This is a genomic window from Kordiimonas lipolytica, assembly GCF_042651265.1.
In the GTDB taxonomy this organism is placed as follows: domain Bacteria; phylum Pseudomonadota; class Alphaproteobacteria; order Sphingomonadales; family Kordiimonadaceae; genus Kordiimonas; species Kordiimonas lipolytica.
The window spans coordinates 71,779-97,302 of the sequence record NZ_JBHSCR010000036.1 but is presented as its reverse complement, the minus strand read 5'-3'; the positions used below and the strand labels follow the sequence as shown (position 1 = coordinate 97,302).

At 56.6% G+C, this 25,524-nt stretch carries 24 protein-coding genes; 15 read left to right on the top strand and 9 right to left on the bottom strand.

Translation table 11 applies throughout. The annotated features are described in order from the left end of the window. Positions 1 to 217: 217 nt before the first annotated feature. Positions 218 to 979, top strand: coding sequence for a Crp/Fnr family transcriptional regulator (locus ACFO5Q_RS18555; RefSeq protein ID WP_197420945.1), 762 nt, complete (start codon positions 218 to 220; stop codon positions 977 to 979). A gap of 149 nt (positions 980 to 1,128) precedes the next feature. On the opposite strand, the gene ACFO5Q_RS18550 is transcribed toward ACFO5Q_RS18555, so the two are convergent. Continuing rightward, entirely contained in the window at positions 1,129 to 1,749 is a 621-nt protein-coding gene (locus ACFO5Q_RS18550) for an EF-hand domain-containing protein (RefSeq protein WP_068144427.1), read from the bottom strand. Between the two features lie 205 nt (positions 1,750 to 1,954). Between ACFO5Q_RS18550 and ACFO5Q_RS18545 the strand changes: the two genes are divergently transcribed. The 5 genes from ACFO5Q_RS18545 to ACFO5Q_RS18525 all read left to right on the top strand — a co-directional run bounded on the left by ACFO5Q_RS18545 (position 1,955) and on the right by ACFO5Q_RS18525 (position 9,480). Further along, a complete protein-coding gene (locus ACFO5Q_RS18545) occupies positions 1,955 to 4,324 on the top strand; it encodes a M1 family metallopeptidase (protein WP_068144430.1) in 2,370 nt (789 codons plus the stop codon). Between the two features lie 268 nt (positions 4,325 to 4,592). Continuing rightward, positions 4,593 to 5,657 (top strand): GGDEF domain-containing protein, encoded by a 1,065-nt coding sequence (locus ACFO5Q_RS18540; protein WP_068144433.1) that lies wholly within the window; start codon positions 4,593 to 4,595, stop codon positions 5,655 to 5,657. A 25-nt stretch (positions 5,658 to 5,682) separates the two neighbouring features. Further along, positions 5,683 to 6,195, top strand: coding sequence for a DUF6702 family protein (locus tag ACFO5Q_RS18535; RefSeq protein ID WP_068144435.1), 513 nt, complete (start codon positions 5,683 to 5,685; stop codon positions 6,193 to 6,195). A gap of 68 nt (positions 6,196 to 6,263) precedes the next feature. After that, entirely contained in the window at positions 6,264 to 6,611 is a 348-nt protein-coding gene (locus tag ACFO5Q_RS18530; protein WP_068144437.1) for a hypothetical protein, read from the top strand. Between the two features lie 196 nt (positions 6,612 to 6,807). Next, positions 6,808 to 9,480 (top strand): zinc-dependent metalloprotease, encoded by a 2,673-nt coding sequence (locus tag ACFO5Q_RS18525; protein WP_068144438.1) that lies wholly within the window; start codon positions 6,808 to 6,810, stop codon positions 9,478 to 9,480. 85 nt (positions 9,481 to 9,565) lie between these two features. On the opposite strand, the gene ACFO5Q_RS18520 is transcribed toward ACFO5Q_RS18525, so the two are convergent. From ACFO5Q_RS18520 to ACFO5Q_RS18510, 3 genes are all read right to left on the bottom strand, one after another. Then, positions 9,566 to 10,324, bottom strand: a complete 759-nt coding sequence (locus tag ACFO5Q_RS18520; RefSeq protein ID WP_068144443.1) for an SDR family NAD(P)-dependent oxidoreductase — start codon at positions 10,322 to 10,324, stop codon at positions 9,566 to 9,568. Between the two features lie 77 nt (positions 10,325 to 10,401). Continuing rightward, positions 10,402 to 10,680, bottom strand: a complete 279-nt coding sequence (locus ACFO5Q_RS18515) for an SEL1-like repeat protein (protein ID WP_068144446.1) — start codon at positions 10,678 to 10,680, stop codon at positions 10,402 to 10,404. Between the two features lie 186 nt (positions 10,681 to 10,866). Next, entirely contained in the window at positions 10,867 to 12,045 is a 1,179-nt protein-coding gene (locus tag ACFO5Q_RS18510) for an ATP-binding protein (protein ID WP_068144451.1), read from the bottom strand. Positions 12,046 to 12,262: 217 nt separating this feature from the next. On the opposite strand from ACFO5Q_RS18510, the gene ACFO5Q_RS18505 reads away from it, so the two are divergent. Beyond that, positions 12,263 to 12,886, top strand: a complete 624-nt coding sequence (locus ACFO5Q_RS18505; protein WP_068144456.1) for a glycine zipper domain-containing protein — start codon at positions 12,263 to 12,265, stop codon at positions 12,884 to 12,886. A gap of 160 nt (positions 12,887 to 13,046) precedes the next feature. On the opposite strand, the gene ACFO5Q_RS18500 is transcribed toward ACFO5Q_RS18505, so the two are convergent. From ACFO5Q_RS18500 to ACFO5Q_RS18480, 5 genes are all read right to left on the bottom strand, one after another. After that, entirely contained in the window at positions 13,047 to 14,345 is a 1,299-nt protein-coding gene (locus ACFO5Q_RS18500) for a glycine zipper 2TM domain-containing protein (RefSeq protein ID WP_068144458.1), read from the bottom strand. Between the two features lie 254 nt (positions 14,346 to 14,599). Next, the gene (gatB, locus tag ACFO5Q_RS18495; RefSeq protein ID WP_068144462.1) at positions 14,600 to 16,087 is read right to left on the bottom strand and encodes an Asp-tRNA(Asn)/Glu-tRNA(Gln) amidotransferase subunit GatB; all 1,488 of its coding nucleotides are present in this window, start codon (positions 16,085 to 16,087) and stop codon (positions 14,600 to 14,602) included. Between the two features lie 5 nt (positions 16,088 to 16,092). Beyond that, positions 16,093 to 17,568 (bottom strand): Asp-tRNA(Asn)/Glu-tRNA(Gln) amidotransferase subunit GatA, encoded by a 1,476-nt coding sequence (gene gatA / locus ACFO5Q_RS18490; RefSeq protein WP_068144464.1) that lies wholly within the window; start codon positions 17,566 to 17,568, stop codon positions 16,093 to 16,095. A gap of 9 nt (positions 17,569 to 17,577) precedes the next feature. Further along, the gene (gatC, locus tag ACFO5Q_RS18485) at positions 17,578 to 17,868 is read right to left on the bottom strand and encodes an Asp-tRNA(Asn)/Glu-tRNA(Gln) amidotransferase subunit GatC (RefSeq protein ID WP_068144465.1); all 291 of its coding nucleotides are present in this window, start codon (positions 17,866 to 17,868) and stop codon (positions 17,578 to 17,580) included. 140 nt (positions 17,869 to 18,008) lie between these two features. Next, positions 18,009 to 18,581, bottom strand: a complete 573-nt coding sequence (locus ACFO5Q_RS18480; RefSeq protein ID WP_082719715.1) for a PAS domain-containing protein — start codon at positions 18,579 to 18,581, stop codon at positions 18,009 to 18,011. A 130-nt stretch (positions 18,582 to 18,711) separates the two neighbouring features. Here ACFO5Q_RS18480 and ACFO5Q_RS18475 point away from each other — a divergent pair, with 130 nt between their 5' ends. The 8 genes from ACFO5Q_RS18475 to dprA all read left to right on the top strand — a co-directional run bounded on the left by ACFO5Q_RS18475 (position 18,712) and on the right by dprA (position 25,523). Continuing rightward, positions 18,712 to 19,260, top strand: coding sequence for a GNAT family N-acetyltransferase (locus tag ACFO5Q_RS18475; protein WP_068144469.1), 549 nt, complete (start codon positions 18,712 to 18,714; stop codon positions 19,258 to 19,260). Between the two features lie 6 nt (positions 19,261 to 19,266). Then, positions 19,267 to 20,418, top strand: a complete 1,152-nt coding sequence (locus ACFO5Q_RS18470) for a DUF3089 domain-containing protein (RefSeq protein WP_068144474.1) — start codon at positions 19,267 to 19,269, stop codon at positions 20,416 to 20,418. A 23-nt stretch (positions 20,419 to 20,441) separates the two neighbouring features. Further along, positions 20,442 to 20,873, top strand: a complete 432-nt coding sequence (gene ruvX / locus ACFO5Q_RS18465; RefSeq protein ID WP_068144743.1) for a Holliday junction resolvase RuvX — start codon at positions 20,442 to 20,444, stop codon at positions 20,871 to 20,873. Then, positions 20,863 to 21,366: a GNAT family N-acetyltransferase gene (locus tag ACFO5Q_RS18460; protein ID WP_068144477.1), complete on the top strand. Its 504-nt coding sequence runs from the start codon at positions 20,863 to 20,865 to the stop codon at positions 21,364 to 21,366. Before ruvX ends, ACFO5Q_RS18460 begins: the two co-directional genes overlap by 11 nt. A gap of 88 nt (positions 21,367 to 21,454) precedes the next feature. Further along, positions 21,455 to 22,459, top strand: coding sequence for an aspartate carbamoyltransferase catalytic subunit (locus ACFO5Q_RS18455; protein ID WP_082719717.1), 1,005 nt, complete (start codon positions 21,455 to 21,457; stop codon positions 22,457 to 22,459). Beyond that, entirely contained in the window at positions 22,456 to 23,697 is a 1,242-nt protein-coding gene (pyrC, locus tag ACFO5Q_RS18450; protein WP_068144480.1) for a dihydroorotase, read from the top strand. Before ACFO5Q_RS18455 ends, pyrC begins: the two co-directional genes overlap by 4 nt. Positions 23,698 to 23,699: 2 nt before the next feature. Next, entirely contained in the window at positions 23,700 to 24,299 is a 600-nt protein-coding gene (gene plsY / locus ACFO5Q_RS18445; protein ID WP_082719718.1) for a glycerol-3-phosphate 1-O-acyltransferase PlsY, read from the top strand. 60 nt (positions 24,300 to 24,359) lie between these two features. Beyond that, on the top strand, positions 24,360 to 25,523 hold the full coding sequence (gene dprA / locus ACFO5Q_RS18440; RefSeq protein WP_197420947.1) for a DNA-processing protein DprA: 1,164 nt from the start codon (positions 24,360 to 24,362) through the stop codon (positions 25,521 to 25,523). Position 25,524 lies beyond the last annotated feature (1 nt).

Genomic DNA, 25,524 nt, shown 5'->3' with positions numbered 1-25,524 from the left:
TATGCCTGATGCTTGCGGGCAATCAGCAATAATAAATGCCGATTTCCGTAGCGTTACCTGATGTATAGAAATATACGTAGCGCCTACATGAAGCAGCAAGGCGGCACCTATTAACTTAGGTTAACAAGGTTTAACTATGCTCTCTCGATGGGACTTCTATAGTTAAGAGAAATAGCGGCATCTTATGGGGGTAAGATTGCCATTTGGGAGGCTATTTGTGAGTGGTTTTTGTCAAATCTGTCCGCACCATGGTGGGCCGGAAGACTGTAAGTATAAGCCTTCTGAGGACGTTAGCGACTTGATCGCCGGGCACCATGAGGTACCTGCGCGGCAAGTGGTGTCGACTTTCCTCAAACCCGGGCAAATGGTTCATATCAGGCACGGCTGGGCCTATTCCTTCCGAATGATGCCCAATGGTGAACGCCAGCTGGGCGGTATTTACAGCGACGGCGACATCCTTTGCTGGCCCAACATCTTCAGCAATCGCACCGGGTGCAGTTCCCGTGCGATCACCAAACTCAGTGTCTGCATCATCAATGTAGATAATTTCACCGCCCGCATTCGAGGCAATGGTCGCTATTTTCAGTTCTTCCAGAGACTGATGGAACGACAGTTCATGGCCCTGACGGACCGCACCTTCGACCTGTGTCACCGCAACGCAGAGGAAAGGCTTTGTCGCCTTCTCCTCAAGGCCTGCCTGTCGCTTTGTGGGAAAATTGGCAACTATATGGAACCCATCCCGATCACGCAGGAGATATTGGCAGACCTGATCGGGGTCTCGAAAATCCATGTCAATCGCCTACTCTCCAGCCTGCGGCAACGAAACGTATGTCATGTAAGCCACGGATATCTCAGCATCCTGGATTGGGAAAGACTGCAGGAAACAGCCAATGTCACCAATGCGGAGCTTGAGGAGTGGTCGGCAATATTGGCTCCTGCGAACCACTTGCCGCCCATCCAGCAGGATGACAGCGCCTAGCAAGAGGTGGCTTGAATTTATGACACTCCCAGCCCACAGGGGTAAGTCCATGGGCTGGGTGTGCTTGAGGCTCTCCTGATCGAAACATACGTACCGCTTCGGGTACCAGCCAGAAGGTCAGCCTCACTTGGGAGGAGAGTTCTTGAAAGTCACCGCCTAAAGTGGGGCTGCATCCGGTGGCCTTTACCTTTCTTCATTCTGCGTGCTTTGGCAGCTTCAAGAAGTTCCGCTTTGGTGACTTCACCGTCACCGTTCACATCCATCCGCTTGAAATGACCGACTGGTTTGGCTGCAAATTCTTCAAGCGAAATACGCTCGTCGCCGTCCCGGTCGTGCTTTGCGATGAAATGCAGCCGTGTGGGCTTGCCCTCAAATCGGCCATGACGCGGGCCTGACGGGTCCGGCATATCGTCCGGTTCGAAATCTTCTCCCCGCTCGTCCATGCGCTCCTTCATCCGTTCTGCCCGTTTTTTCATGCGCTCCCTGGCGTGTTCAGGGATGGGCATTTCCTTCGGCAGTTCTTCAAGCGTCAAGTAGCCGTCGCTGTTCTTGTCAAATTCCGCAAACTTTTCCTGCGCTTTCGCCATCATCTCCGCATGGCTGACAACGCCATTTTTGTTGCTGTCCAAATCATTGAAGCGTTCTTCAAGATGGGCTTTCATGTTTTCAACATGCTCGGCTCTGCGTTCTTTCGAACCGTCCACCGCCAGCACACCGGTGGCGAACAGTGCGGTTGCGGAAATCGCTATCGTCTTTTTCCAGACATTCATGGTCTTGGTCCTCTACTATTGGCTCTTGTCATTTCTGCGCGTCCACAGCTTTTACGAACCCATTTGCAAGCGCCCTTCGCTCCATTTGCTAAACTTTGGATTATTGATGCGACACATTTTTGCCATAGTCTTGCCCAGAGCAGATTTGTGGCATAGGGTCGCCGCCAGCAAATGTGAGCAATCCAATCTAATGAAGGGCAGAAACATGAGATTTATCGGGATTGTTTTGGCAGCTTTGGTTGCCTTCCCGGCCTTTGGGGATGCCAATGTGCAAACCAAAGGTACATTCAACGACAAGTTCCGGCAGCTGGAAGCGGACCTTCCTACGCCGAATGTTTATCGTACCGCCTCCGGCGCGCCTGGCCATGCCTACTGGCAGCAACAGGTAGATTACAAGATCAAGGTCCGGCTGGACGAAAAGGCCCGCCAGATCCACGGCTCTGAGTCCATCCACTATGAGAACAACAGCCCCGATACGCTGACATACCTGTGGCTGCAGCTGGACCAGAACCGTTTTTCCAAACACTCTGACGCCTATACCACCATGGAAATGGGCGAAGAGGCATCGAAGAAGATGGGTTACAGCACCCTGCGCTTCCTTGCCCGCACTGAAGGCAAGGACTGGGGCTTCAAGCTGAACAGCGTCAAGTCAGGCGGTAAGGACCTAAAGTACACCGTTGTCGACACCATGATGCGTATCGACCTGCCCAAGCCGCTGAAGCCGGGCGCAAGCTTCGATTTCTCCATCGACTGGCACTTCAATGTGCCGGAAGGCAAGGCCATGTGGGCTCGCGGCGGCTACCAGCCGTATGAGCGTCACGGCAACGATGTCTTCTTTATCGCCCAGTGGTTCCCGCGTCTTGCAGCCTACACAGATCTGGCTGGCTGGGAGCACAAGCAGTTTCTTGGCACCGGTGAATTCACGCTTGAGTTCGGTGATTATGACGTTGAGATCACTGTACCTGCTGACCATATCGTCGGCTCGACAGGCGAGCTTCAAAACCCGAAGGATGTTCTGACGAAAGAACAGCGCGCGCGCCTCGATGAAGCCCGCACGGCGGATCGCCCCGTCTTTATCGTCAACCGCGAAGAAGCCCTTGAGAACGAGAAAGAAGGCACTGACGGCACCAAGACCTGGCACTTCAAGGCAGAAAACGTGCGCGATTTCGCCTTTGCGTCCTCGCGGAAATTCGTCTGGGATGCCTGGGGAGTGAAGCTGCCAGACAGCGGTCGCACCGTAATGGCCATGTCGCTCTATCCGGAAGAGACAATGCCGCTGTGGGACAAATATTCCACGCAGGCAATCGCCCACACACTGGATACCTACAGCCGCTATTCATTCGAATACCCCTACCCTGTTGCCTGGTCCGTACACGGCCCAATCGGCGGCGGCATGGAATATCCGATGATCACATCAAACGGCTATCCTGTTGAAATCGAGAAAAACGAAGACGGCAGCGAAACCCGCACCTACTCCCGTCGCACCAAATACGGCCTGATCTCGGTGATCATTCATGAAATCGGCCACATCTATTTCCCGATGACGGTCAACACGGACGAGCGCAACTGGGCCTGGATGGACGAAGGCATCAACAGCTTCCTGCAGTCGATGGCAGAGCGCGAGTGGGAAGCCAATTATCCTGCCCGCCGTTCTGTGCCGAAGGGCGTACTATCATACATGACGAGCCCGAACCAGACGCCAATCATGACGCAATCAGACAGCATCATCGGTTATGGCCCGAACGCCTATACCAAGCCTGCTGTGGCGCTCAACATTCTGCGTGAGACCATCATGGGCCGCGAACTGTTTGATTTCGCATTCCATGAATACAGCCGTCGCTGGAAATTCAAGCGCCCCTACCCCGCTGACTTCTTCCGCACCATGGAAGACGCCAGCGCCAAGGATCTGGATTGGTTCTTCCGCGGCTGGTGGTACACCACCGACCATGTGGATATCGCCATCACGGGCGTAACCCATGCCCGCATCAACACCGAAGACCCTGAGGTTGAGAACCCGATCAAACGGGAGCAAGACCGCAAGGACAAGGTCTATATCGGTGAGATGCGTGATCAGGCGGCAAACCTGAATTATCGGATCGACCGTTTCCCGGAGCTTCTGGATTTCTATAACGAAAACGACGATTTCATCGTCACCGAGAAGCAGAAGAAGGCCTATGCCGGCAAGCTCAAGGGCCTGAAGGACTGGGAAAAAGAGTTGCTGAAATTCGGCCACGACCTTTACTTCATTGATTTCGAGAATATCGGCGGCCTTGTAATGCCACTTATCCTCGACGTGGAATATGAAGACGGCAGCCACGAAGAAGTCCGCATTGCCGCGGAAATCTGGCGTGAAAATGCCCAAAAGGTCACAAAGCTGCTGGTCCGCGACAAACAGATCAAGTCCATTACGCTTGATCCGTACCATGAAATTGCCGATGCGGACGAGACCAACAATGCCTGGCCTGCCAAGCCTGTTATGTCTCGCGTGGAGCTCTATAAGCGTAAAGCTGGCCGCAACCTCATGAAAGAGGTGCTGGACGGTGAGAAAGAAGCCGAGTCGGATAAGAAGGACTAGGTGGATCACCCCTGCTACTTTGCAAAGACGATCGGGAGGCTTCGGCCTCCCTTTCTTTTTCACCATGTTCTTCAAAATTTTACTTTTGGTCCGTTAGACTGGTTTCAACCTGGGCTGGCCCCTTGACAAAGAGAGCGTTGTGGGGTCCTTTGCCTCCGGGGTTTGAGGATGATGTACGGGTACTATGGCTAAGCTAGACATAGTTAAAGCGGTTTTGGGGTTGGCTGCATTCACGTTCTTGTTGCTGGGACGTGGTCTGGGCCCAGATATGCCACTGGAACTGCCCTTCTTTCTGGCTGGACTGTTCTGCCTCGGCTGTCTGTTCATAATCACGCTCTATGGCCTTATCAAACCGGGACAAGCTGGCAGGGGCAAGCTGCTGCTTGATCCAGACCGCCTGCCAGACGGTGTCCTTATTTCAGGGATCAATGGTAAAGTGCTGGCTGCCAACGCCATAGCGCAGCGCCTGATCACCAATTTTGACCCTTCCCATGATATCTCCAAGCTGTTTGATGGCTGGCACCGGGAACTTGGAGACCGCGCACAGGCAGACCAAGTGGTAGAGGCCGTCCTGGCCTCCCCCGATATCCAGTTTTCCGAGATGCTGAACCTTAAGGATGGACGGGTAATTGAACGCAATACGCGCCCGCTCGACGACGATGGCAGGCGCATCTGGTTCCTCCGCGACATCACGCATGTCCAGCAGGCAAACAACGATAGCGCCATGCACCAGTCAATGGTGGAAGCCGATGCCGCCCGAACAGCGGAACTGGCTGAACAGCTGTATCACGCCAAGGCAGAGCTTGAAGCAAAACAGGCAGAACTCAGGCGCCTGGCCAACACTGACTCGCTCACCGGCCTCCTGAACCGTCGCCGGTTCACTGCGCGCGGCGAAGAAACCGTCTCCGCCGCGATAGACACGGAAATCTGGGTGATCATGATGGACATCGATCACTTCAAGCGCATCAACGACACCTATGGCCATGCGGCAGGCGATGTCGCAATCAGGGATTTTGCCGGCATCATCAATAACAGCGTGAGCGACCATGGTTTTGTCGGCCGCATGGGCGGGGAGGAGTTCGCCGCAATCCTGCCTGGTTCGAACATGCATGCTGCCATCCGCCTTGCAGAGGATATTCGCCGGCAGACGGCCAAGCACCAGACCAAATGGGAAGATGAAAAATTCCGCTTCACCACCAGCATCGGGGTGGCCCAGTGGCAGCCTGAAGAAATTACGATTGAGCCCGCTCTCGACCGGGCCGATCAGGCGCTTTATAGTGCCAAGGCTTACGGCAGGAACCGGGTTGTCGGTTTCGAATATGCCACAGCCTGACCTTTAGCCAAGAAGTTGATTTGTAATGATAAAATCACTGCGCACCTTCACCGTGGAACTGACAATCCTTGCCCTATTCACAACGGCCGCGCTGGCCCACAGCGCCTTCGCCACCCTGACTGAAATTGAATGGAACGACAGGGATGGTTCACTTGAAGTCATCATGCAGATGCATGCCGACCTGCTCGAAGCGCGAATTTCAGTTGATCACGGCGAACGGCTGAGCTTTCTGAACCCAGATCATTTTGACGCACTGGAAAGCGGCGCGGCACCCCTTGTGTCCAGGCATCTGCATATTACTGTCAATGGCGATCCTGTTGACCTGACATTCCTGGGGCTGGAATACCGTGACCAGGAAGTATTCATCTATCTTGAAAGTGATCTTCCCAGGGCACCAGAGACAATGGAAGTCATGAACAGCCTGTTGATCGACCGGCTGCCCGGGCAGATTAATTCAGTGATGGTAATGGTAAAGGGGCGGCGGCTGGCCGGCGACATCACATCAAGCGGCGAGCCACTTGAGTTCGAGTTCCCCTAATTATTCGTGAGGTCACTTGCATGCCACATTTTGCCTCGCTAATGTGACCTCAGGAATCAAAAACAAGAATGATGACAATGAAAAACACCATTGCATTCGGCCTCATCATGGCCTTCACGATCGGCAGCGGCATTCCAGCGTCTCACGCAGATGAAAACGAGCTCCTCAACTTTGCCCGCAGCAGCGCGAAAGTCGCTGGCAGCGCCCAATACTGCAAAGCAGACGAGGATATGATCGACGAATTCATAGCCAAGGCAGAAGCCCGCCTGGCCATTCTGTCCAAGGACGACTATGAAAAAGTCCTGGGCAAGCTTGAATTCAAGAATGTTCTTGCAGGTGCAGCCGCGCGTGAGCCCGAAGAAGGGTGTGACGCGTTTGTGACCAATTTTGAAGACATGGTTCGCAGGGCACGCTGAGCCCGGTCGCCAAAATGCGACGAAACGGTTTCCAAAAAGGATTAACTGAGCATACGGACATTGACTCGCCGGAATGCGTTGGTGACACTCATTTTTTGCTTTTGGGACAATAAGCTTCCGGCAGGCAATAGGCTTGTCAGCCGGGCATTAAGGGGAGGATCGCCAAAGGCGGCCAACATCATCGAGGAGAAGCAAGGTGAATAACCTGGACCAGAAATTCCGTTTCCTGTTAGCAGGCGTTGCGCTGGGTGCTGTCGCATTCGTTGCGCCGACGATCGCTGCAGAAGACGACAAGCCCGCCAAGCCGGCTGTCGCCAAGAAACAGGAAGAGGATACTGAGGCCAAAGAAGAAGAAAAGGCCGACGACGAAGCTGAAGAGGCGGGTGAAGAAGACAAAAAGAAGAAGGAAAAAACCATCGCGGATTTGGTCAAGGACAAGACCGAAATCGATGGCCTTTTCAAACTGTATCAGGATCCTAAAAACGGAACGCTGATGATGGAGGTCCACGAGGACCAACTGGGCAAGGAATTCATCTATTTCTCCCACACAGCGGACGGCGTTGTTGAAGGGGGCCACTTCCGCGGCCAATACCGCCAGCAGAAAGTCTTCCGCATCGAGAAGCACTTCAAGAAGCTCCAGTTCGTGGAAGTAAACCCATACTTCTACTTTGATCCAGACAACGCGCTGTCGAAGGCGAAAGACGCCAATATCTCCCCTGCAACGATCGCGTCCCATTCGATCGATGCGGAATCCGAAGACGGCAAAAGCTATCTCATCAACGTCACAGGCTTGTTCCGCTCAGAAGCCTTCGACCAGGTCAAACCGACGCCTAACCCTCGCCTCAAGCCATGGGAGCGCTTCAACCTTGGCAAGCTTGATGGCAGCAAAACCAAGATCGCGGCCGTCAACAACTACCCTGAAAATACAGCGGTTACAGTTGACTATGTCTATACCAACCCGACCCCGATGAACCGGGGCCAATGGTTCGAAATTACCGATGCCCGCAATGTGACGGTTTCCGTACAGCACACGCTGGTAGCGATGCCGGAGAATGACTTCAAACCACGCTTTGACGATGCCCGGGTCGGCTATTTCCTCGACTATGTCAACGACATGACCGACCACGGCGCAACGCCCTGGCGCGATATGATCAACCGCTGGCACCTTGTGAAGAAAGATCCAAGCGCCGAGATTTCCGAGCCCGTTGAGCCGATCACCTGGTGGATTGAGAACACCACGCCTGTAGAGCTACGCCCAACGATCAAGAAAGCTGTGGAAGCCTGGAACATCGCGTTTGAAGCCGCTGGTTTCAAGAACGCCGTCGTGGTGAAGGAACAGCCAGACGACGCCGAATGGGACGCTGGAGACATCCGCTACAATGTGCTTCGCTGGACCTCAAGCCCGCAACCACCATTTGGCGGCTATGGCCCGAGCTTCTCCAACCCGCGCACAGGCCAGATTCTTGCAGCAGACATCATGCTGGAATATTCATTCCTGACAAACCGCATGAACGCCAGCAAAGTCTTTGAAAATGCCGCGCTGGGCCTTCAGACTGAAGACAGCCAGATGGAAGACTTCATGCAGTCGGTCAAGGCACACGGTCGCAACTGCAACCTGGCAGGCCACCTGCAGATCAACAACATGCTGGGCAAGACGCTGGCTGCCATTACCGATGCTGGCCCAGAAGCCAGCGAAAAGCTGGTGGAAGAAGCTATCTATTACCTGATGCTTCATGAGGTCGGGCACACGTTGGGCCTGAACCACAATATGAAGGCCACGCAGGCCCGCGCTTACGAAGAAACCTATGACATCGAAGCGCAGGAAGAAGGCCTTGCCGGCTCGGTGATGGATTATCCAAGCATCAACTTCGCCCCTCCGGGTGAAAAGCAGGCGCATTACTATACGGTTCGCCCTGGCACCTATGACATCTGGGCCATTCAGTTCGGCTACGACCCTGACCTGGACGACCCAGACAAGATGAAAGCCCACCTTGCGCGGTCAACTGAAAAGGGCCTTGTGTTTGGTAACGACGCGGACGACATGCGCGCACCAGGCAAGGCAATCGATCCGCGCGTCAACATCTTTGACATGACTGATGACGCCGTTCAATTCGCGAACGACCGACTGAGGCTGGACCGCGATGCCATGGGCAAACTCCGCCAGAAATTCACGACAGATGGCCAGAGCTATCAGGAGCTCAGGAACGCCTACCTGATCCTGACAGCTGACATGGCATGGCAGGGGCGCGTTGCTTCCCGCTATGTGGGCGGCGTGTATGTGGACCGTGCCGTGGCAGGACAGGAAGGTGCGACAGCGCCTTACCGCCCAGTGGAAAAAGAAAAACAGGAACAGGCCATGCAGCTGCTGCGTGACTATATCTTCGCGCCAGATGCCTTCCAGGCTGATCCATCCCTGTTCCAGCACCTGGCGATACAGCGCCGTGGCTTCTTCCACTTCAGCGGCAACGAAGACCCTGCCCTGCATGGCCGCGCGCTGAGCATTCAGGCCGATATTCTGGCACACCTGCTGCACCCGAATACACTGATGCGGATTACCGACAGCGGCCTTTACGGTAACAGCTACAGCGTTACCGAGATGATGACCGACCTGACGGACGCCATCTTCGAAGATGACAGCCGCGATGCCGTAAACACCTTCCGCCAGGAGCTGCAGGTGCACTATGTCAAGCGCCTGATTGGTATCCTATCAGGTGACGAGTACGACTATGTCGCCCGCTCGAACGCATTCTCGACGCTCAAGTCGCTTGGTAAGGACATGACGCGCTGGCGGGGTGACGCAGCAACCCGCGCGCACCGCGACCACCTGGGCTTCCTGATCGAGAAAGCCCTGGAAGTACACAAAGGTTGATAGCTAGATACAGAAAAGAAAGCGGCGCCACGAAAAAGAAAACGTGGCGCCGTTTTTGTTTGTCTGAGTGTTTACAAGTGCGACCTTAACGCACGTAGCTCGCGCCGTTGATATCGATGGTGCAGCCGGTCGAATGGTCAATCAGGCCGCTCAGGAAAAAGGCAACCATGCTGCCGATATTTTCAGGCGGCGCTGCGGCACCCATCGGCACTTCTTTCAGCATCCATTCGTTGCCGGGCTCGAAGGCCACAGCCGCCATATCAGTTTTCACCCAACCAGGCGCGATGGTGAAGGCATAAATGCCCTTGTCCGCAAAACCGCGGGCGATTGAGCGCATCAGCGATACAACAGCCCCCTTGCTGGCGGCATAGTTCAAATATTCCGGCCCGTCACCCCGGAAGGATGCCCGGCTGGCGATGGTGACAATCCTGCCACCGCCCGCAGCGCCAAAATCCCGTATGGCTTCGCGGCAAAGGTCCGCAACCGCCTGCACATTCACCGCCATCACATCGGCCCAAGCCTGATGCCAGCTGTCGTCATCCATATCCAGCGGCGTTTCGGGCATGATGCCCGCGTTATTCACAAGCCCGCTCAGGCCGCCCTTGAAGGCCATTGCCTGCGCCCACAACGCCTTGCCGGCCCCTACTTCGCCTAGATTGGCCTTCACTGCCAGCAAGCGGTCGGAGCCGAATTCGGCCTTCAGGTCTGCCAGGGCGCCTTCGCTGGAATTATAGCTGCCAACAACGGATGCACCCGCCTCAAGCAGAATACGTGCTGTTGCGGCGCCAATCCCACGGGATGCGCCGGTTACAAGAAAAGTCTGGTTTTCGGAAAAATGGATCATGCTGCCCCGCTCCTTCAGTTTGGGGGCAGTATAGTTTTTTTACGTCATTTGGCCACGGCTGTTTGATGAAACTTTCATCAATGCACCTGCAGCCATTCCCGTGCCTGGCGCTGGGCCTCTGCGATCTGCTGGCGGCTCATGTCTTTCGCAAGCTCGCACCGGTCCACCTGTGCGCGGTGAACACCGCGGATGGCAGCAAGATTGAACCACTTGTGTGCCTGGATATAGTCGCGCTCCACCCCCTGCCCGGTTGAATACAGCAGGCCAAGGTCATAGAGCGCATCGGAAGCGCCTTCTTCCGCCTTCGCGATACGTTCCGCTACATAGTCGAATAATTCCGTGTCTTTTCGTCCCATTCCATTCCTCCATCCCTTAGGCGGAGCGCAATATGGCGCGCAACCACCGCCTGTGAAAACATCACAGCGGGAGACACACACGAATGAATGAACGGACCGGCAGCTACTTCTTGTTGGCAGTGCTCAGTTGAGAGCATAGCAAAAATTCCAGAAAACCAGAAGCAATTTGCTCCCACTTCAAACCGGCTAGATATAGGCGTAATCGCGTCCTTCACGGGATACGGAACGGCCGGCAGGGAAACGGATGACAGCCCGTGTGCCTACACCCGGCTGGCTTTCCAGTATCAACCTACCGTCATGGGCTTCCGCAAAGGCTTTCACAAGGGGTAGCCCAAGCCCTGTGCCCTCATGCCGCCGAGAAAGACCGGCATCCCCCTGCACGAAGGGTTGCAGCACCAGTTCAAGCTGCTCCTCGTTCATACCGGGCCCGTTGTCCAGGACAACGATCTCTATACCGCCATCGTCCATGAGACGCTGAGAAATTGTCACTTCCGCGCCGTCAGGCGAAAATTTGATCGCGTTAGACACCAGATTGATCAGCATCTGTTTTGTTACCTGCAAATCAGCAAACAGTTCGACGCCCAAATCCTCAGCATCAGCCCGGAGGGTGATCTTCTTATTTCGCGCAGCTGCTGTCATCATGCGCACCACCCGGTGGATAATTTCCTGCGGGGCTTCATAATCTTCGCGCAGGGTGAAAGCGTTGGCCTCAACCTTGGTGAAGTCCAGGATCGAATTAATCACACCCAGAAGATGGGCCCCGCTTTCGCGGATATCAGAAATATAGCTCCAGACATTTTCAAGCGACCGCCCCCTGGCCTGCTCTGCCAGGATGAAATCGGCAAACCCGATCACTGCGTTCAAGGGTGTCCTGAGTTCATGGCTCATGTTGGCAAGAAACTGGCTACGGGAGCGGGTCGCCGCCTCGGCTTCAATCCGGGCTTCATCCAGGGCCTTCATGCGCCGTTCCGCCCGCTTCATGTGAAGTTGCAGCAGCGTGTGGGAGGTGCAGATCCCTTTATAGAGCCCCCCGGCTGTTACGATAAAACCTTCCTGCAGGGCATGGCGCTGATCGTCGATCAGCATGGCATAGAGGCTGTCGATTGAGACTTCATGATCAACCACCAGCGGGTTACGGTCCATCAGTTCCGATACCGGTCGCTTTTCATATAGGGGGCGCCCGAAGCGGTCCGCCAGTCGCACAAGAAACTCCGTCCGTTTCAAAAGCCCAATCGGCACACCACGACTTAGCACAGGGATGGCAACGAGATTTGGATCCGCTTGAAAGCGTTCAAACACTGCCCCACAATGGGCGTCCGGCGTCTCTGGATGCACCGGTGCCGAAATGAGGGTAATGTCATGCATGAATCTGCCTTTTTCTTTTGCTATTTCCTGCCCTTATCAGCAAGCGGCATGACGGTGTAATGACAGTTTCATTGCGACTTGAAGACATGGCGACAAGCCCCGTTCATCGGCCATTCAGCCCACTGGCGTAAAGTTGGAGGAATGCTGCCATTGCCATGAAAAGGCCCTGTTTCTGGCAAACAGTGCTATGGTGAGGAAATCCAGGAGTTCAGCCACCATGACGATCAAAAACAAAAAACTGGCGCTTTTGCTGCCACTCGCGCTGACGGCGACAGCCTGCACCCAAAGCGTATCACCCCATACCTATGATTCCTATGCCGTGGGCGAGGCCCGGCGTGTGGAACGGGGCGTCATCGACAGCTATCGCTGGGTGGAAATCAGGAAATCAAACAGCGGTGTGGGCACTGCAGCTGGTGTCGGCATCGGCGCGGCCGCCGGGTCTACCGTGGGCGACAGCGGCGCTGAAAATGTCATCGGCGCCATCGGCGGCGCCTTACTCGGCGGCCTGATCGGCAGCAGCATCGACAAATCATCCAGCAAGACGTCCGGGTTTGAATATATCATCCGCACCGAAAGCGGGAACCTGATCACCGTCGTACAGGCCGACCGCCAGCCCTTCGCTGAAGGCACGCCTGTCATTATCGTATTTGGCGCAGACCGCACCCGCATTCGGCTTGACCATGCAGCATACGAAGAGCGCGAGCGGTACGGCAATTACGAGCCGCAGGAAGAAGAATATGTGCCGCGCACCTACGAAAGCGACGGCCTGGAGGACTTTGAACCTGCAGAAGACGAGCCCGAAGAGGAAGAAGAAACTGATCCAACTGGGCGAGTGCTCTGATCAACGCGTGACACAAATGATTGGAGAATGAAGGCGGCTGATGCCGCCTTTTTATTTGCCCCTTTTGACATTGCTGGCGCGCCAAACAAAAAGATAAAGGCCGCTGATCCAAAGACCAGCAGCCCTGATTGTTTCACTAAATTCCATTCAGGATCAGGCTTTAGTCGTCATACTCATATTCGACTTCCCACTTGCGGCAGACATATTCACCGTGGCGGTAGGCATATTCAATGCACTTCCGCACTTCGCGCGGCGGACTGTAAACCTCGTCCTCAAGCGAGTAACGGTTCGGGTCTCGGCCCTGATACCCAGGGTCATAATCATAGGAGTCATAGGACCGGCTGGACGTACCACTGTCACTTGTCGCCGCGTTGCCAATGGCCATCCCGACGAGGGAACCAATGATAATCCCGGCAGAGCGGTTGTGCCCGCCATCGATCTCAGACCCCAGGATACCGCCAATCACACCGCCAAGGATGGTGCCGGCGACATTGTCTGATCCGCCACCATAATAGCCCACGGAATAGCGCGTATCATAGTGATAGTCGAAGCCTGGGCAGTATCCACCATAGTGATAGTGGTGGTGGTGGTCATGCCACAGCCAGGTGGCGTGGGTGTGCCAGTATCCGGAATAATAGGGCCAGTGGCCGAAGTAATAATAGCTGGTGTAGCTGGGCACCCCGAACCACCAGTTATGATAGCTGTGGCGATAACCCTTCCGGTACCCTTTCCAATAGCCATAGCTATAGTCTCGCCCGTACCTGCGATCCCAATAACGGTCACGGTCGCGCGAGCGGTCACGCCACCAGGTGCTGCTGCGCTGGTGATCCCGTCCGCGGTGTTGGTCGCGCCAGTTTTCACGGCTGTCATAGCTGCGGCGTTCACGGTCAGCCTCCGCGCGCGTCCGGCGTTCGTCACGTAATGCACGGCGCGCGCCATCATCATGGACAGTACGGCGCCCCCTTGCATCGTCCCGGCGGGAACGCTCGCGGTTTGTCTGATTACGAGCCCTCTCGTCACGGGATCTTTGGTCACGCGCGCGCTCGTCGCGTGTCCTCTGATTGCGATTAGCCTGTTCGCGACTATTCTGGAGACGATAGGTCTGACGGCTGGGCTGCTGATCCTGGCGCACTTCTCGTGGCACACGAACATTCCTTGGTGCCGTAGCTTCAGTCCGAACCTGCCTTGGGGCTGTGGCCTCAGTCCGGGCTTGCCGTGGAGCCGGTTGCTCGGTGCGCGGCGGCCTTGGGGCCGGCTGCTGCCTTGGGGCACGTCGCTCTGTCCGCGTCTGTCTTGGCGCCCGCTGTCTTGCCTCGCGGCGCTGCTCCGCCGCGGCTTCACGCCGGTATTCAGCACGGCGGTCTTTCTTGTCATCAGCAGAAGCTTCAAGGGATGGCAAGGCAAGCATTGTTGTCGCCATCAATACCGGGGCCCAGAGTTTCAGGGATGTCATTTGCATCATGCCCTCCTTTAATCCTGTGCCTGAGAATACGGCCGGTAAACTGAACGGGGCATGAACCTTTGTTTGGCAATAAAGACAGGTGAACCGTCCCCGCAATTGCGTGCTGCAATATTGACAGCTTCAGCAGTCTCTCTTGTTCCGGTGGCAGAATTGAGGCATCCCCCCTGCCTGCAATAAAGCCTATTCTGCAAAAGAAAAACCACCGGCCAGGCTGACCGGTGGTTTCCAAAATCATTAGAGGATGGCTTTACTTAGCCGTCCAGCTTTGGCTTCAGAAGCTGGTTGACCATGCCCGGGTTGGCCTTGCCGCCGGTGGCTTTCATCACCTGGCCAACGAAGAAGCCGATCAGCTTGTCCTTGCCCGCGCGGTACTGCTCCAGCTGGGCAGGGTTGGCCGCAATCACCTCGTCGATGATCTTTTCAATCTCGCCAGTGTCCGATACCTGCTTGAGGCCTTTTTCCTCAACGATGACTTCCGCGTCCTTGCCAGTTTCAAACATGATCTCGAACACATCCTTGGCGATCCGGCCCGAAATCGTACCGTCTTCAACCAGCGCCAAAAGGTCGGCGCCCTGTTTGGCGGATACCGGGCTTTCGCTGACGGACTTGCTTGCCTTGTTCAAGGCACCGAACAGGTCACCCATCACCCAGTTGGACGCCTTTGCGGCCAGTTTCTGGGATGGCTTGCCGGTTTTCGCGGCAAGGGCCGAAAGCAGGTCTTCGAAATAGTCACAGGACTCTTTCTCGCCCACCAGTACGCTGGCGTTATAGTCAGACACACCCAATTCTTCGACAAAACGGGCTTTCTTCTCGTCCGGTAGTTCCGGCAGGCTTTCACGTGCTGCGTCAATAAAGGCATCGTCGAATTCAACCGGCAGAAGGTCTGGATCCGGGAAGTAGCGATAATCGTGCGCTTCTTCCTTGGATCGCATGGACCGCGTCTCGCCCTTCGATGGGTCAAACAGACGCGTTTCCTGGTCGATGGTGCCGCCGTCCTCGATGATGTCCACCTGGCGCTGCGCTTCATATTCGATCGCCTGACGCACGAAACGGATGGAGTTCACGTTTTTGATCTCGCAGCGCGTGCCCAGTGGGTCACCCGGCTTGCGCACGGATACGTTCACGTCGGCGCGCATGCTGCCCTGCTCCATGTTACCGTCACAGGTACCGATATAGCGCAGGATGGTGCGCAGTTTGGTCAGGTACGCACCGGCTTCTTCCGGGCTTGACATATCAGGCTTGGAAACGATCTCCATCAGCGCCACGCCAGACCGGTTCAGGTCAACGTATGTCATCTGCGGATGCTGGTCGTGCATTGACTTGCCCGCATCCTGCTCAAGGTGGATGCGCTCAACACCGATATCTTTTGTCTTGCCGTCACCAAGGTCGATCGTGATCGTGCCTTCACCCACAATCGGGTGCTTGAACTGGCTGATCTGATAACCTTGTGGCAGATCGGCATAGAAATAGTTCTTGCGGTCAAACACCGAACGCTTGTTGATCTGGGCACCGAGCGCCAGACCAGTACGCACCGCCTGGCGGATACATTCGGCGTTGATCGTGGGGAGCATGCCCGGCATGGCCGCATCAACAAGCGACACCTGCGCGTTAGGCTCTGCACCAAATTCGGTTGAAGCACCAGAAAACAGCTTGGCGTTGGAGATAACCTGGGCGTGCACCTCAAGACCGAGGACAACTTCCCAATCACCAGTGGCGCCTTGAATACGATAGTTGCTCATGACGCTTACCTCCACCACTCTGCGGGTTTGGCCGTAAAGTTCGCGGCCTCTTCCATAACACCAGATACTTTGAACACGGTTTCCTCATCCCACGGCTTGCCAAGGATCTGCAGGCCAAGCGGCAGACCGTTTGCATCAAGCCCAACCGGCACGCTGGAGCCAGGCAGGCCCGCAAGCGACGCCGGTACGGTGAATACGTCATTCAGGTACATGGCGATCGGGTCGTCGGATTTTTCACCCGGCGCAAACGCGGCCGATGGCGCCGTTGGCGTCAGGATCGCGTCAACTTTTTCAAACGCCATCTTGAAGTCGTTGGCGATCAGTTGACGAACCTTCTGGGCCTTCAGGTAATAAGCGTCATAGTAACCGGCTGACAGCACATAGGTGCCGATCATGATCCGGCGCTTAACCTCGTCACCGAAGCCCGCAGCACGGGTTGCTTCATACATGTCAACAAGGCCACCGCCTTCAACCGTTTCCCTAAGGCCGTAGCGAACACCGTCATAGCGCGCCAGGTTCGAGGAAGCCTCGGCCGGCGCCACGATATAATAGGTTGGCAGCGCGTATTTGGTATGCGGCAAGTTGATGTCGACGATTTCCGCACCCGCGGCTTTCATCCACTCAATCCCCTGGTGCCACAGCGCCTCAATTTCGCCCGGCATGCCGGCAAGATGATATTCCTGCGGGATACCGATCTTCATGCCGCGGATATCGCCAGTGAGCGCCGCTTCAAAGTTCGGCACAGGGATATCAACGCTGGTGCTGTCCTTGGTGTCGAAACCGGAAATGCTTTCCATCATGATCGCGCCGTCACGCACGGTGCGGGTGATGGTACCAGCCTGATCAAGCGAACTTGCGAACGCTACCATGCCGTAACGACTGCAGCGGCCATAGGTTGGCTTGAAACCGAATGTACCGGTGAAGGACGCTGGCTGGCGGATCGAACCACCAGTATCGGAAGCCGTTGCCCCCATCGCGGCAAAACCAGCCACAGACGCCACAGAACCGCCTGAGGAACCACCCGGAACCGTATCGGTATCACCGCGGCGCCATGGGTTTTTCACAGGGCCATAGAAGCTTGTCTCGTTCGACGAGCCCATGGCGAATTCGTCCATGTTCAGCTTGCCAAGCATTACTGCGCCATCGTCCCACAGATTTTGGGTGACGGTGCTTTCATACTCAGGCTTGAAGCCATCCAGAATGTGGGAACACGCCTGTGTGTGCACACCTTTGGTGGCGAACAGGTCCTTGATGCCCACAGGAATGCCGGTCATGCCCTTCTGCTCACCCGCCCCAATCTTGGCGTCAGCCTTGTCGGCTTGCTCCAGCGCCAGCTCAGGCGTCTTGGCGATATAGGCATTGAGCGCGTCAGCAGCCTCAACGGAGGCGATATGCGCTTCCGTCAGTTCGCGGGACGTGATGTCGCCCTTTTTCAAAAGGTCGCGAGCTTCCGCGATAGTCAGTTTCGTGAGATCCGTCATGGCCGCCCCCTACTCGATTACTTTTGGCACGGCAAAGAAGCCATACTCGGCGTTCGGCGCATTCTTGAGAACGCTTTCCTGCTTGTCGCCATCAGACACTTCGTCCTGGCGCCAACGCAGCTTCGCGTCCACCACGCTTGACATCGGCTGGATGTCGTCCGTGTTGACCTCGTCAAGCTGCTCTACCCACCCGAGGATGTTGTTAAGCTCGCCCGCCAGGGGCTCAAGCTTGTCTTCCTCAATTTTGATGCGCGCAAGCCGCGCAATTTTGGCAACGGTTGCCTTATCAATATTCGACATGAAAATTCCTATGATACTAGCCAGGAAAATGCGTGAAATCAGCGCGGAACTTAACGCCTGACAACCCTGTGAGCAAGGGCTTATCCGCCCGCGCGTGCAGATTCTGATGTGAGAGGCTTCAAGAGGTCACACCGCAACCGCTAATCGAGCGGATCAAGCCGCACGTAAGACATGAAGCGATTGACCGTCTCACCGTCTTCCGACAGCGGCACATAAAGGATATGCAGCCGCACCGGCGGATCCACTTTCCGCTCCTCACTGACTCCAATCACTGGCGTCTTGATCTCCACCGCATGCTGCATGGAAGCGATCACCCGGTCGGCCACGTCGGGCTGGTGAACTTCGCGCACCCGCTGGTGTGTGATTTCGCTGTAAGCCCCTGCAACAGCGCTGCCATGCAAGGTTACACGCGCATCCGCCATCCTGCCGTCGCCGCCCCAGATGGGCTCCACGAGCGATATCCAGGGCAGATAGGCCTTGAGTGCGGCTGGAGAGACATCTTTTTTCTGGTTGAAAGCACGCGCACCTCTGCAAGAGGCGAAATGCTTCAAGATGCTTGAGAAATCATCGCCAAACACGGGCGCATCCGCAGCCGGGTAGAGAAAATAATCTCCGTTCCCATATCCGTCTTTGCTGCCAATCCGGTCTGTGGTTGAATCAAAAGAAGATATTTTACCCTCCTGAAACCCGCTGATCAGGCCAGCAGGCCCCATAAAAATGCCCAAATTGGCCATTTCTTGCAATAAGCCTTTTGCCTGCAATGCCGAAAACCTCAAAATTCGGCTTGCATTCCCCCCCTCAACGCGCCCAAATCAGCAGATAACCGCAGTTGGGAACACAAGATTGAGCGACCAGATCACCATACGCGAAGCGCGCCTGTCCGATGCAGGGCCGCTCAATGGTTACATCCGGCAGACCTATGCCAGCGCCAATCATCTGATTACGCGCGCGACTGAATTTCGCGCGGGCAGTTGGAAACAGCGTTTCTGGATCGCCCGGAAACAGACCAACCCGTTTGAGGTCTGCTTGGTCGCAACGTCCGAAGGCGATATTGTCGGCATGCTGGACAGCTGGACAGACCGTAGAAAAAGGGTGCGGCACACCACAGGCTTCGCCATGAGCGTGGCAGAAAACTGGCGCGGTCGCGGCATCGGCAAAAAACTGCTTTTGCATTTCATCGATTGGGTGCAAATACATGAAGTACTTGAGCGGATCGAACTGCATGTCCATAGCGACAACAAGGCTGCGATCGCGCTTTACCAGGCCGTTGGTTTTGAACAGGAAGGCGTCAGGAAAGATGCCGTCCGGTATGAAGACGGCCGTATCGTTGACGACCATATCATGGCTTTGTGGCCTGGGCGGTCCAATAGACCAGAAATACCAAGGGGGTAAGCCATCATGGCAAAGCATAAAACCGCACCGGCAGCCAAATTTCTGCTCGCGATAGCCGTTGTGATCATTCTGATCCTGATTGGCGGCATTATCCTGAACCAGAATCAGGCTGCCATGATGAAGGTCGCGTTTGTGCCGTCTCATGAAATCGCATCCGAGGAGCCAACGCCGGCGCCCGACTATACGACAGAAGAGGCCTGGGCTGCCCTGCCCGGCAAAACATCGCCCGCGCAAATGATGCCTGAAGGCATTATACGGACTGCCATGGTGCCGGAAGTGGATGTCTTCTACATCCACCCAACCACGTATCTGAACAAGGAGCGCTGGAACGCGCCTTTTGACGGCGACGAAAAAACCATGCGCTGGACGGACAATTTCGCCCTCCGCTATCAGGCCAGCGCCTTCAACCTGGCTGGCCAGGTTTACGCCCCACACTACCGCCAGGCTACCTTCGGCGCTTTCCTTGACGACAGCGGCCAGGGTGTTCAGGCAATGCTGAACGCACATGCCGACGTGCTCGCAGCTTTTGACAATTACATCACCACAAAAAACAAGGGACGCCCCTTTATTATCGTCGGCCACAGCCAAGGAGCCTTGCACGCCCTTCTCTTGTTGGGCGAACGGGTTGCGCCGACGAACCTGCGCGACCTTATGGTTGCCGCCTATATCATCGGCTGGCCGGTCAGCCACGAGGGCGATCTGGCGGTTCTGCCGGGCATTGACGCCTGCGAGGGCAAGACCGATACAGGCTGCGTTGTCTCGTTCCAGAGCTTCGACAAGGACGGCGACGCAAGCCCGCTTCTGAAAGTTGTGGCCGCAACGCCGGGCCTGAACGGCAAACTGCGCGCGGGCACCAAGATGCTGTGTACCAACCCGCTGAGCTGGGAGGTGGACGGCACAACCACAAAGGCGGCGAACCTGGGTGCGATTGAACTGTTGCCGGAAGCGGGCCCGATTTCGGCCCCGATCCCGTCCCTCACGGGTGCCCGCTGCGGCAAAGACGGCGTACTTTACCTGACCCGCCCACCGCAGGGCTCCTGGAGCGAATACCAGATGGCGGGCGGCAACTATCACGCCTATGATATTAATCTGTTCTATATGAACATTCGCCAGAATGCCGCCGAACGCGCCAGCGCTTGGCTGGAGAAAAACCGGTGAGCCATCAGGTTTCCATCACGGAAATGAAAGGCCGGCTGAAACCACGCCAGCGCCTTCTGGGCATGGACCCTGGAACTAAAACCATTGGCCTTGCGCTTTCGGACACCACGCTGATGATCGCAACGCCGATGGAAATCATCAGGCGCAAACGCTTCAAGGATGACGTAGCCCGCATCCAGCAGATTGTTGAAGAACAGAATGTCGGCGGCTTCGTGATTGGCTGGCCCGTGAATATGGACGGCAGCGAAGGACCGCGCTGCCAGTCGGTCCGCGCTTTTTCCGAAAATCTCGCCAAATTTTTTGACCTGCCGCAAACGCTGTGGGACGAACGCCTGTCTACAAGCGCCGTTGAACGCACGCTCCTGGAAGCAGACAGCAGCCGCGCCAAGCGCAAGGATGTGATCGACAAGATGGCCGCAGCCTATATCCTCCAGGGGGCCCTGCATGCGATTTGACACAAGTCTTTCTGCCGAAGACGGGCCGAACATCGACCATCTCCTGCGCACGACCTATCCAACAGACTTTGAAGCCAGGCTGGTTGAAAGCCTGCGCACCCGGCGCGTAATGGCGGCGGAACATGGCCTGTGGGATCAGGGTGCCCTTGTGGGCTATGTTGCCTATTCGCCGGTATCCATCAAAGACGTAGACACAAAACGCCAGATACTTGGCCTTGGCCCGCTGGCGATTCACAATGACTATCAGGGCGAGGGCCTGGGCCGGCGCCTGTTGGAGGAAAGCCTCAAGGAAGTTGAGGCAGACGCCATTGTCCTGTTGGGACACACAGACTTTTATGAGAGGGTTGGTTTCAGGCCCGCAGCAGACTTCGGCCTGACATTTTCTGACGACCGTGAACAGAATGCCGCCTTTATGGCGATGGAATGCTGGCAAGGGGCGCTCGAAGGCCTTTCAGGCCGGGTGGTCTATGACACGAAATTCTACGCGGACTGAAACCCCATGCCCCAAATCCGACACCTGCGTTGGCTCAATGGATTAGAGACTTGCAGGGTGCAAATTTTGGGCCTATAAGGCGGGCTTAATGAGCACGCAACAGACCGACAAATCGTCCTACCCGCGCGCGGAAGTTTCTCCGCCCTCGGGTCAACTTTTCCCTCATAAACACTTGCTAGGCATCTGGAATCTTGATCCGACAGCGATCAAGCATGTCCTTGACGTGGCCGATCATTATGTCGAGCAGAACAGGCAGCGGCAGAAGTCCTCGCCCAAATGCGCGGGCCTGACGCAGATCAACCTGTTTTTCGAGAATTCGACCCGGACACTGATGAGCTTCGAGATCGCGGGCAAACGCCTTGGCATGGAAGTGACCAGCATGTCCACGGGCACAAGCTCGATCAAGAAGGGGGAAACGCTTCTGGATACGGCAGCCACACTGAATGCCATGCACCCCGATGTGCTGGTGATGCGGCACGCAGACAGTGGCGCGGTAAAGCTTCTGTCGGAAAAAATGGATTGCGCTGTGATTAACGCGGGCGACGGCCGGGCAGAACATCCGACACAGGCGCTTCTTGACGCGCTGACGATCCGCCGCCGCAAAGGCAAGCTGCATGGCCAGACAATCGTGATTTCAGGCGATGTGGCGCACAGTCGGGTTGCCCGCTCCAACATTTACCTCTTGAATGCCATGGGCGCGCGGGTTCGCCTGGTGGCACCGCCAACGCTGCTGCCCAAGGACGTAGACCGCCTGGGCGTGGAAGTTTCCCACCGCATGGACGAAGGCCTTGAAGGCGCGGATGTGGTGATGATGCTTCGCCTGCAGCAGGAACGCATGCAAGGTGCCTTCCTGCCCAGCCTTCGGGAATATTACCGCTTCTGGGGCCTGACGCGCGACACGCTCAAATACGCCAAGGAAGATGTGCTGGTGATGCACCCCGGTCCGATGAACCGCGGCGTGGAGATCGCCTCTGATGTCGCCGACGACCTGGACCGCTCCGCGATCGAAGAACAAGTGGAAATGGGCGTGGCTGTCCGCATGGCCTGCCTTGATATCCTGACACGAGGCTTGCGCGGGGAGGACGCGGCATGATTTCAGCATTCACAAACGCCCGCCTCATTGACCCGGCAAGCGGCCTGGACACCAAAGGCACGCTGATCGTCAACAACGGCAAGATCGCCGATTTCGGCCCCGATATTAAGGTGCCGGACGACGCAACGGTTACAGACTGCAAAGGTCGCGTGCTTTGCCCCGGCCTTATCGACATGCGCGCCCATTCGGTTGACGCCGACGCAGCGCTGGCTGGCGGCATCACGACCGTGATCCTGCAGCCGGACCAGACGACGATGATCGACAGCGATCCGGTGGTGGAGCGCATTCGCAGGCGCGCTGAAGACACGCACACCGTCAATGTCTACCCCATGGGCGCGGCAACGCGCGGTATGGAAGGCAAGGAACTGGCCGAAATCGGCCAGATGAAAGCCTCAGGCGCCGTTGCCTTTACCGATTGCCGCAAGCCGGTGTCAGACAGCCAGGTCATGCGCCGCCTGATGGAATATGCCAGCTACTTCGGTGCTGTTATCGTGCAGTTCCCACAGGACAAGGGCCTGGCGAACGGTGGCATCGCCCATGAAGGCGAAATCGCGACACGGCTTGGGTTTGCTGGCATCCCGGCAATGGCGGAAGTGATCCAGATCGAACGCGATGCACGCCTCAGTGAAATGACGGGTACACCCATCCACTTTGCGCTGATATCAAGTCGCGAAGGCGTGGAAGCCATTCGCGCCGCCAAGGCGCGGGGCGTGAAAGTAACTTGTTCCACTGCACCTCACTATCTGCACCTCAACGACAATGCCATGGAAGGCTACCGCACGTTTGCGAAGGTCAGCCCTCCCCTCAGGTCCGAAGAAGACCGTCTGGCGCTGATCGCAGGACTTGCAGATGGCACCATCGATACGCTGGTGAGCGACCATGACCCGAAAAGCGAAGATGTGAAGCGCCTGCCCTTTGGCCAGGCCGCAGCAGGCATCGTGGGCTTCGAAACGCTCCTCGCGCTTGCGCTCGCGCCCGTGCACGCAGGCAAGGTTGATCTTGTCACCATGCTAAAGGCGCTCACAGCTACTCCAGCAGACCTTCTGGGCGTCCCTGGCGGCAAGCTGGAATCTGGCGCGCCAGCAGACCTGGTGATCTTCGATCCGGAGAAGCCATGGCGCATCGACCGCGAGGCTTTCCGTGCAAGCGCCAAGAACACACCGTTTGACACGCTGCCCGTTCAGGGGCAGGTTTGGCAGACGATCGTGGGCGGCAAGACGCTCTTTAGCGGAGAATAGCGATGACTTTCTCGGGGGAGATGGGGCTGGTACTGGCCCTGAGCTATCTATTGGGTTCTGTGCCCTTCGGCCTTCTGTTTACCAAAATGGCAGGCCTGGGCGACATCCGAAACGTGGGGTCAGGCAACATTGGCGCCACCAACGTGCTCCGGACAGGCCGCAAGGACTTGGCGCTCGCAACCCTCATCATGGACGCAGGTAAAGGCGCCATCGCGGTTCTGTTGACCCGCTATCTGGTTGACCCGGCCCTCGCCCCGCTTGCCGGTGCTGCCGCCTTTATTGGCCACTGTTTCCCACTATATCTCAAGTTCAAAGGCGGCAAAGGTGTTGCCACCTTCTTCGGCACTATCTTCGCCATCAACCTGCTTCTGGGGCTCGCCTGTGGCGTGACCTGGCTGCTGGCCGCCGCCATTTTCCGCTTCTCCAGCCTTTCGGCCCTGATCGCCTCGCTTCTGGCGCCGGCCATCAGCTACTATATCGTAGGCCCGGACAGCTGGATTTTCATCGCCTTCATGACGCTCGTGATCTATATCCGCCACAAGGAAAACATCGCCAGGCTAATGCGTGGCGAAGAGCCCAAAATCGGCAAGAAGAACAAATAAAAGCGCGCAATCCCGCCACCAATGATTGACTTTGGCGCACATGGGCGGCACTCTGCCACCATGAACAAAACGGAAACAGAAAAGCCCCTGACAGATGCGGAAAAGCTGGCGCAGCTGCGCCTCATCCGCACGGAAGGCATTGGGCCCGTTACGTTCAAAGGGCTTCTCGCGCGCTTCGGCAATGCCATTGAAGCACTTGAAGGCGCGGTTGAGCTGGCAAAGAAAAATGGCCGCAAGAAGCCGCTTGTGCCGCCAACGGCGACAGCCGCGGAAAGTGAACTTGAGCGCATTGAGCGCGCTGGCGGTCATGCCCTGTTCCTGAGAGACGCGCACTATCCTGCCCAGCTCGCTGCCCTTGAGGACGCACCGCCCGTTTTGTTCGCCATGGGCAGGCTGGAGCTTTTGAACACCCGCGGCGTTGGCATCGTGGGTGCCCGCAATGCCAGCGTTTCCGGCCTGAAGCTCACGCGCACGCTCGCGGGCGCACTGGCGGACGCGGGCATTACGGTCACATCCGGTCTCGCCCGCGGGATCGACACAGCAGCGCACCAGGCGGCCATCGAGCACGCCACCATTGCCTGCGTGGCGGGCGGGCTGGACATCTTCTACCCGCCCGAAAACGAAGCCCTTCAGCGCCAGATCGCAGAAAACGGGCTTCTGGTCTCTGAAATGCCAATGGGCACACGCCCGCAGGCCAGGCATTTTCCGCGCCGAAACCGGCTGATCTCCGGGCTTTCTGTGGGTGTCCTCGTGGTTGAAGCCGCGCTTAAATCCGGTTCGCTGATCACGGCGCGTTTCGCGCTTGAACAGGGGCGCGACGTATTCGCGATCCCCGGTTCACCGCTGGACCCGCGCGCCAAGGGCGGCAACCGGCTTATCAAAGACGGCGCCATTCTGGTGGAAAATGCGGATGACATCCTGAATGAGCTTCCGGCTGTCGTGGATTATGGGCACACACCGCGCCCCCATAGTGCCCCAAATAGTGCTCTTGGGGCACAAAAGGGCACACCCATAGGGCCCATTTCCCCTGCCCCAAGCCGTGACGCACCATCGGCCCCAGGTGATCTGCTTGGCTTACTTTCGAGTACACCCATCCATATGGATGAAGTGGTTCGCCAATCCGGGGCCAGTGCCGAGGCGGTTATGGCCGCCTTCCTGGAACTGGAACTGGCGGGTGAAATCACCCGTCATTCGGGCGGCCGGGTTAGCCGAAATTACCCCTGAA

Excerpts from the sequence above, each read along its gene's own strand:
- ACFO5Q_RS18550 (WP_068144427.1), bottom strand. The coding sequence starts at position 1,749 with ATGAATGTCTGGAAAAAGACGATAGCGATTTCCGCAACCGCACTGTTC.
- ACFO5Q_RS18545 (WP_068144430.1), top strand. The coding sequence starts at position 1,955 with ATGAGATTTATCGGGATTGTTTTGGCAGCTTTGGTTGCCTTCCCGGCC.
- ACFO5Q_RS18540 (WP_068144433.1), top strand. The coding sequence starts at position 4,593 with ATGCCACTGGAACTGCCCTTCTTTCTGGCTGGACTGTTCTGCCTCGGC.
- ACFO5Q_RS18535 (WP_068144435.1), top strand. The coding sequence starts at position 5,683 with ATGATAAAATCACTGCGCACCTTCACCGTGGAACTGACAATCCTTGCC.
- ACFO5Q_RS18530 (WP_068144437.1), top strand. The coding sequence starts at position 6,264 with ATGATGACAATGAAAAACACCATTGCATTCGGCCTCATCATGGCCTTC.
- ACFO5Q_RS18520 (WP_068144443.1), bottom strand. The coding sequence starts at position 10,324 with ATGATCCATTTTTCCGAAAACCAGACTTTTCTTGTAACCGGCGCATCC.
- ACFO5Q_RS18515 (WP_068144446.1), bottom strand. The coding sequence starts at position 10,680 with ATGGGACGAAAAGACACGGAATTATTCGACTATGTAGCGGAACGTATC.
- ACFO5Q_RS18510 (WP_068144451.1), bottom strand. The coding sequence starts at position 12,045 with ATGCATGACATTACCCTCATTTCGGCACCGGTGCATCCAGAGACGCCG.
- ACFO5Q_RS18505 (WP_068144456.1), top strand. The coding sequence starts at position 12,263 with ATGACGATCAAAAACAAAAAACTGGCGCTTTTGCTGCCACTCGCGCTG.
- ACFO5Q_RS18500 (WP_068144458.1), bottom strand. The coding sequence starts at position 14,345 with ATGCAAATGACATCCCTGAAACTCTGGGCCCCGGTATTGATGGCGACA.
- gatB (WP_068144462.1), bottom strand. The coding sequence starts at position 16,087 with ATGAGCAACTATCGTATTCAAGGCGCCACTGGTGATTGGGAAGTTGTC.
- gatA (WP_068144464.1), bottom strand. The coding sequence starts at position 17,568 with ATGACGGATCTCACGAAACTGACTATCGCGGAAGCTCGCGACCTTTTG.
- gatC (WP_068144465.1), bottom strand. The coding sequence starts at position 17,868 with ATGTCGAATATTGATAAGGCAACCGTTGCCAAAATTGCGCGGCTTGCG.
- ACFO5Q_RS18480 (WP_082719715.1), bottom strand. The coding sequence starts at position 18,581 with ATGGGGCCTGCTGGCCTGATCAGCGGGTTTCAGGAGGGTAAAATATCT.
- ACFO5Q_RS18470 (WP_068144474.1), top strand. The coding sequence starts at position 19,267 with ATGGCAAAGCATAAAACCGCACCGGCAGCCAAATTTCTGCTCGCGATA.
- ruvX (WP_068144743.1), top strand. The coding sequence starts at position 20,442 with ATGAAAGGCCGGCTGAAACCACGCCAGCGCCTTCTGGGCATGGACCCT.
- ACFO5Q_RS18460 (WP_068144477.1), top strand. The coding sequence starts at position 20,863 with ATGCGATTTGACACAAGTCTTTCTGCCGAAGACGGGCCGAACATCGAC.
- ACFO5Q_RS18455 (WP_082719717.1), top strand. The coding sequence starts at position 21,455 with ATGAGCACGCAACAGACCGACAAATCGTCCTACCCGCGCGCGGAAGTT.
- pyrC (WP_068144480.1), top strand. The coding sequence starts at position 22,456 with ATGATTTCAGCATTCACAAACGCCCGCCTCATTGACCCGGCAAGCGGC.
- plsY (WP_082719718.1), top strand. The coding sequence starts at position 23,700 with ATGACTTTCTCGGGGGAGATGGGGCTGGTACTGGCCCTGAGCTATCTA.
- dprA (WP_197420947.1), top strand. The coding sequence starts at position 24,360 with ATGAACAAAACGGAAACAGAAAAGCCCCTGACAGATGCGGAAAAGCTG.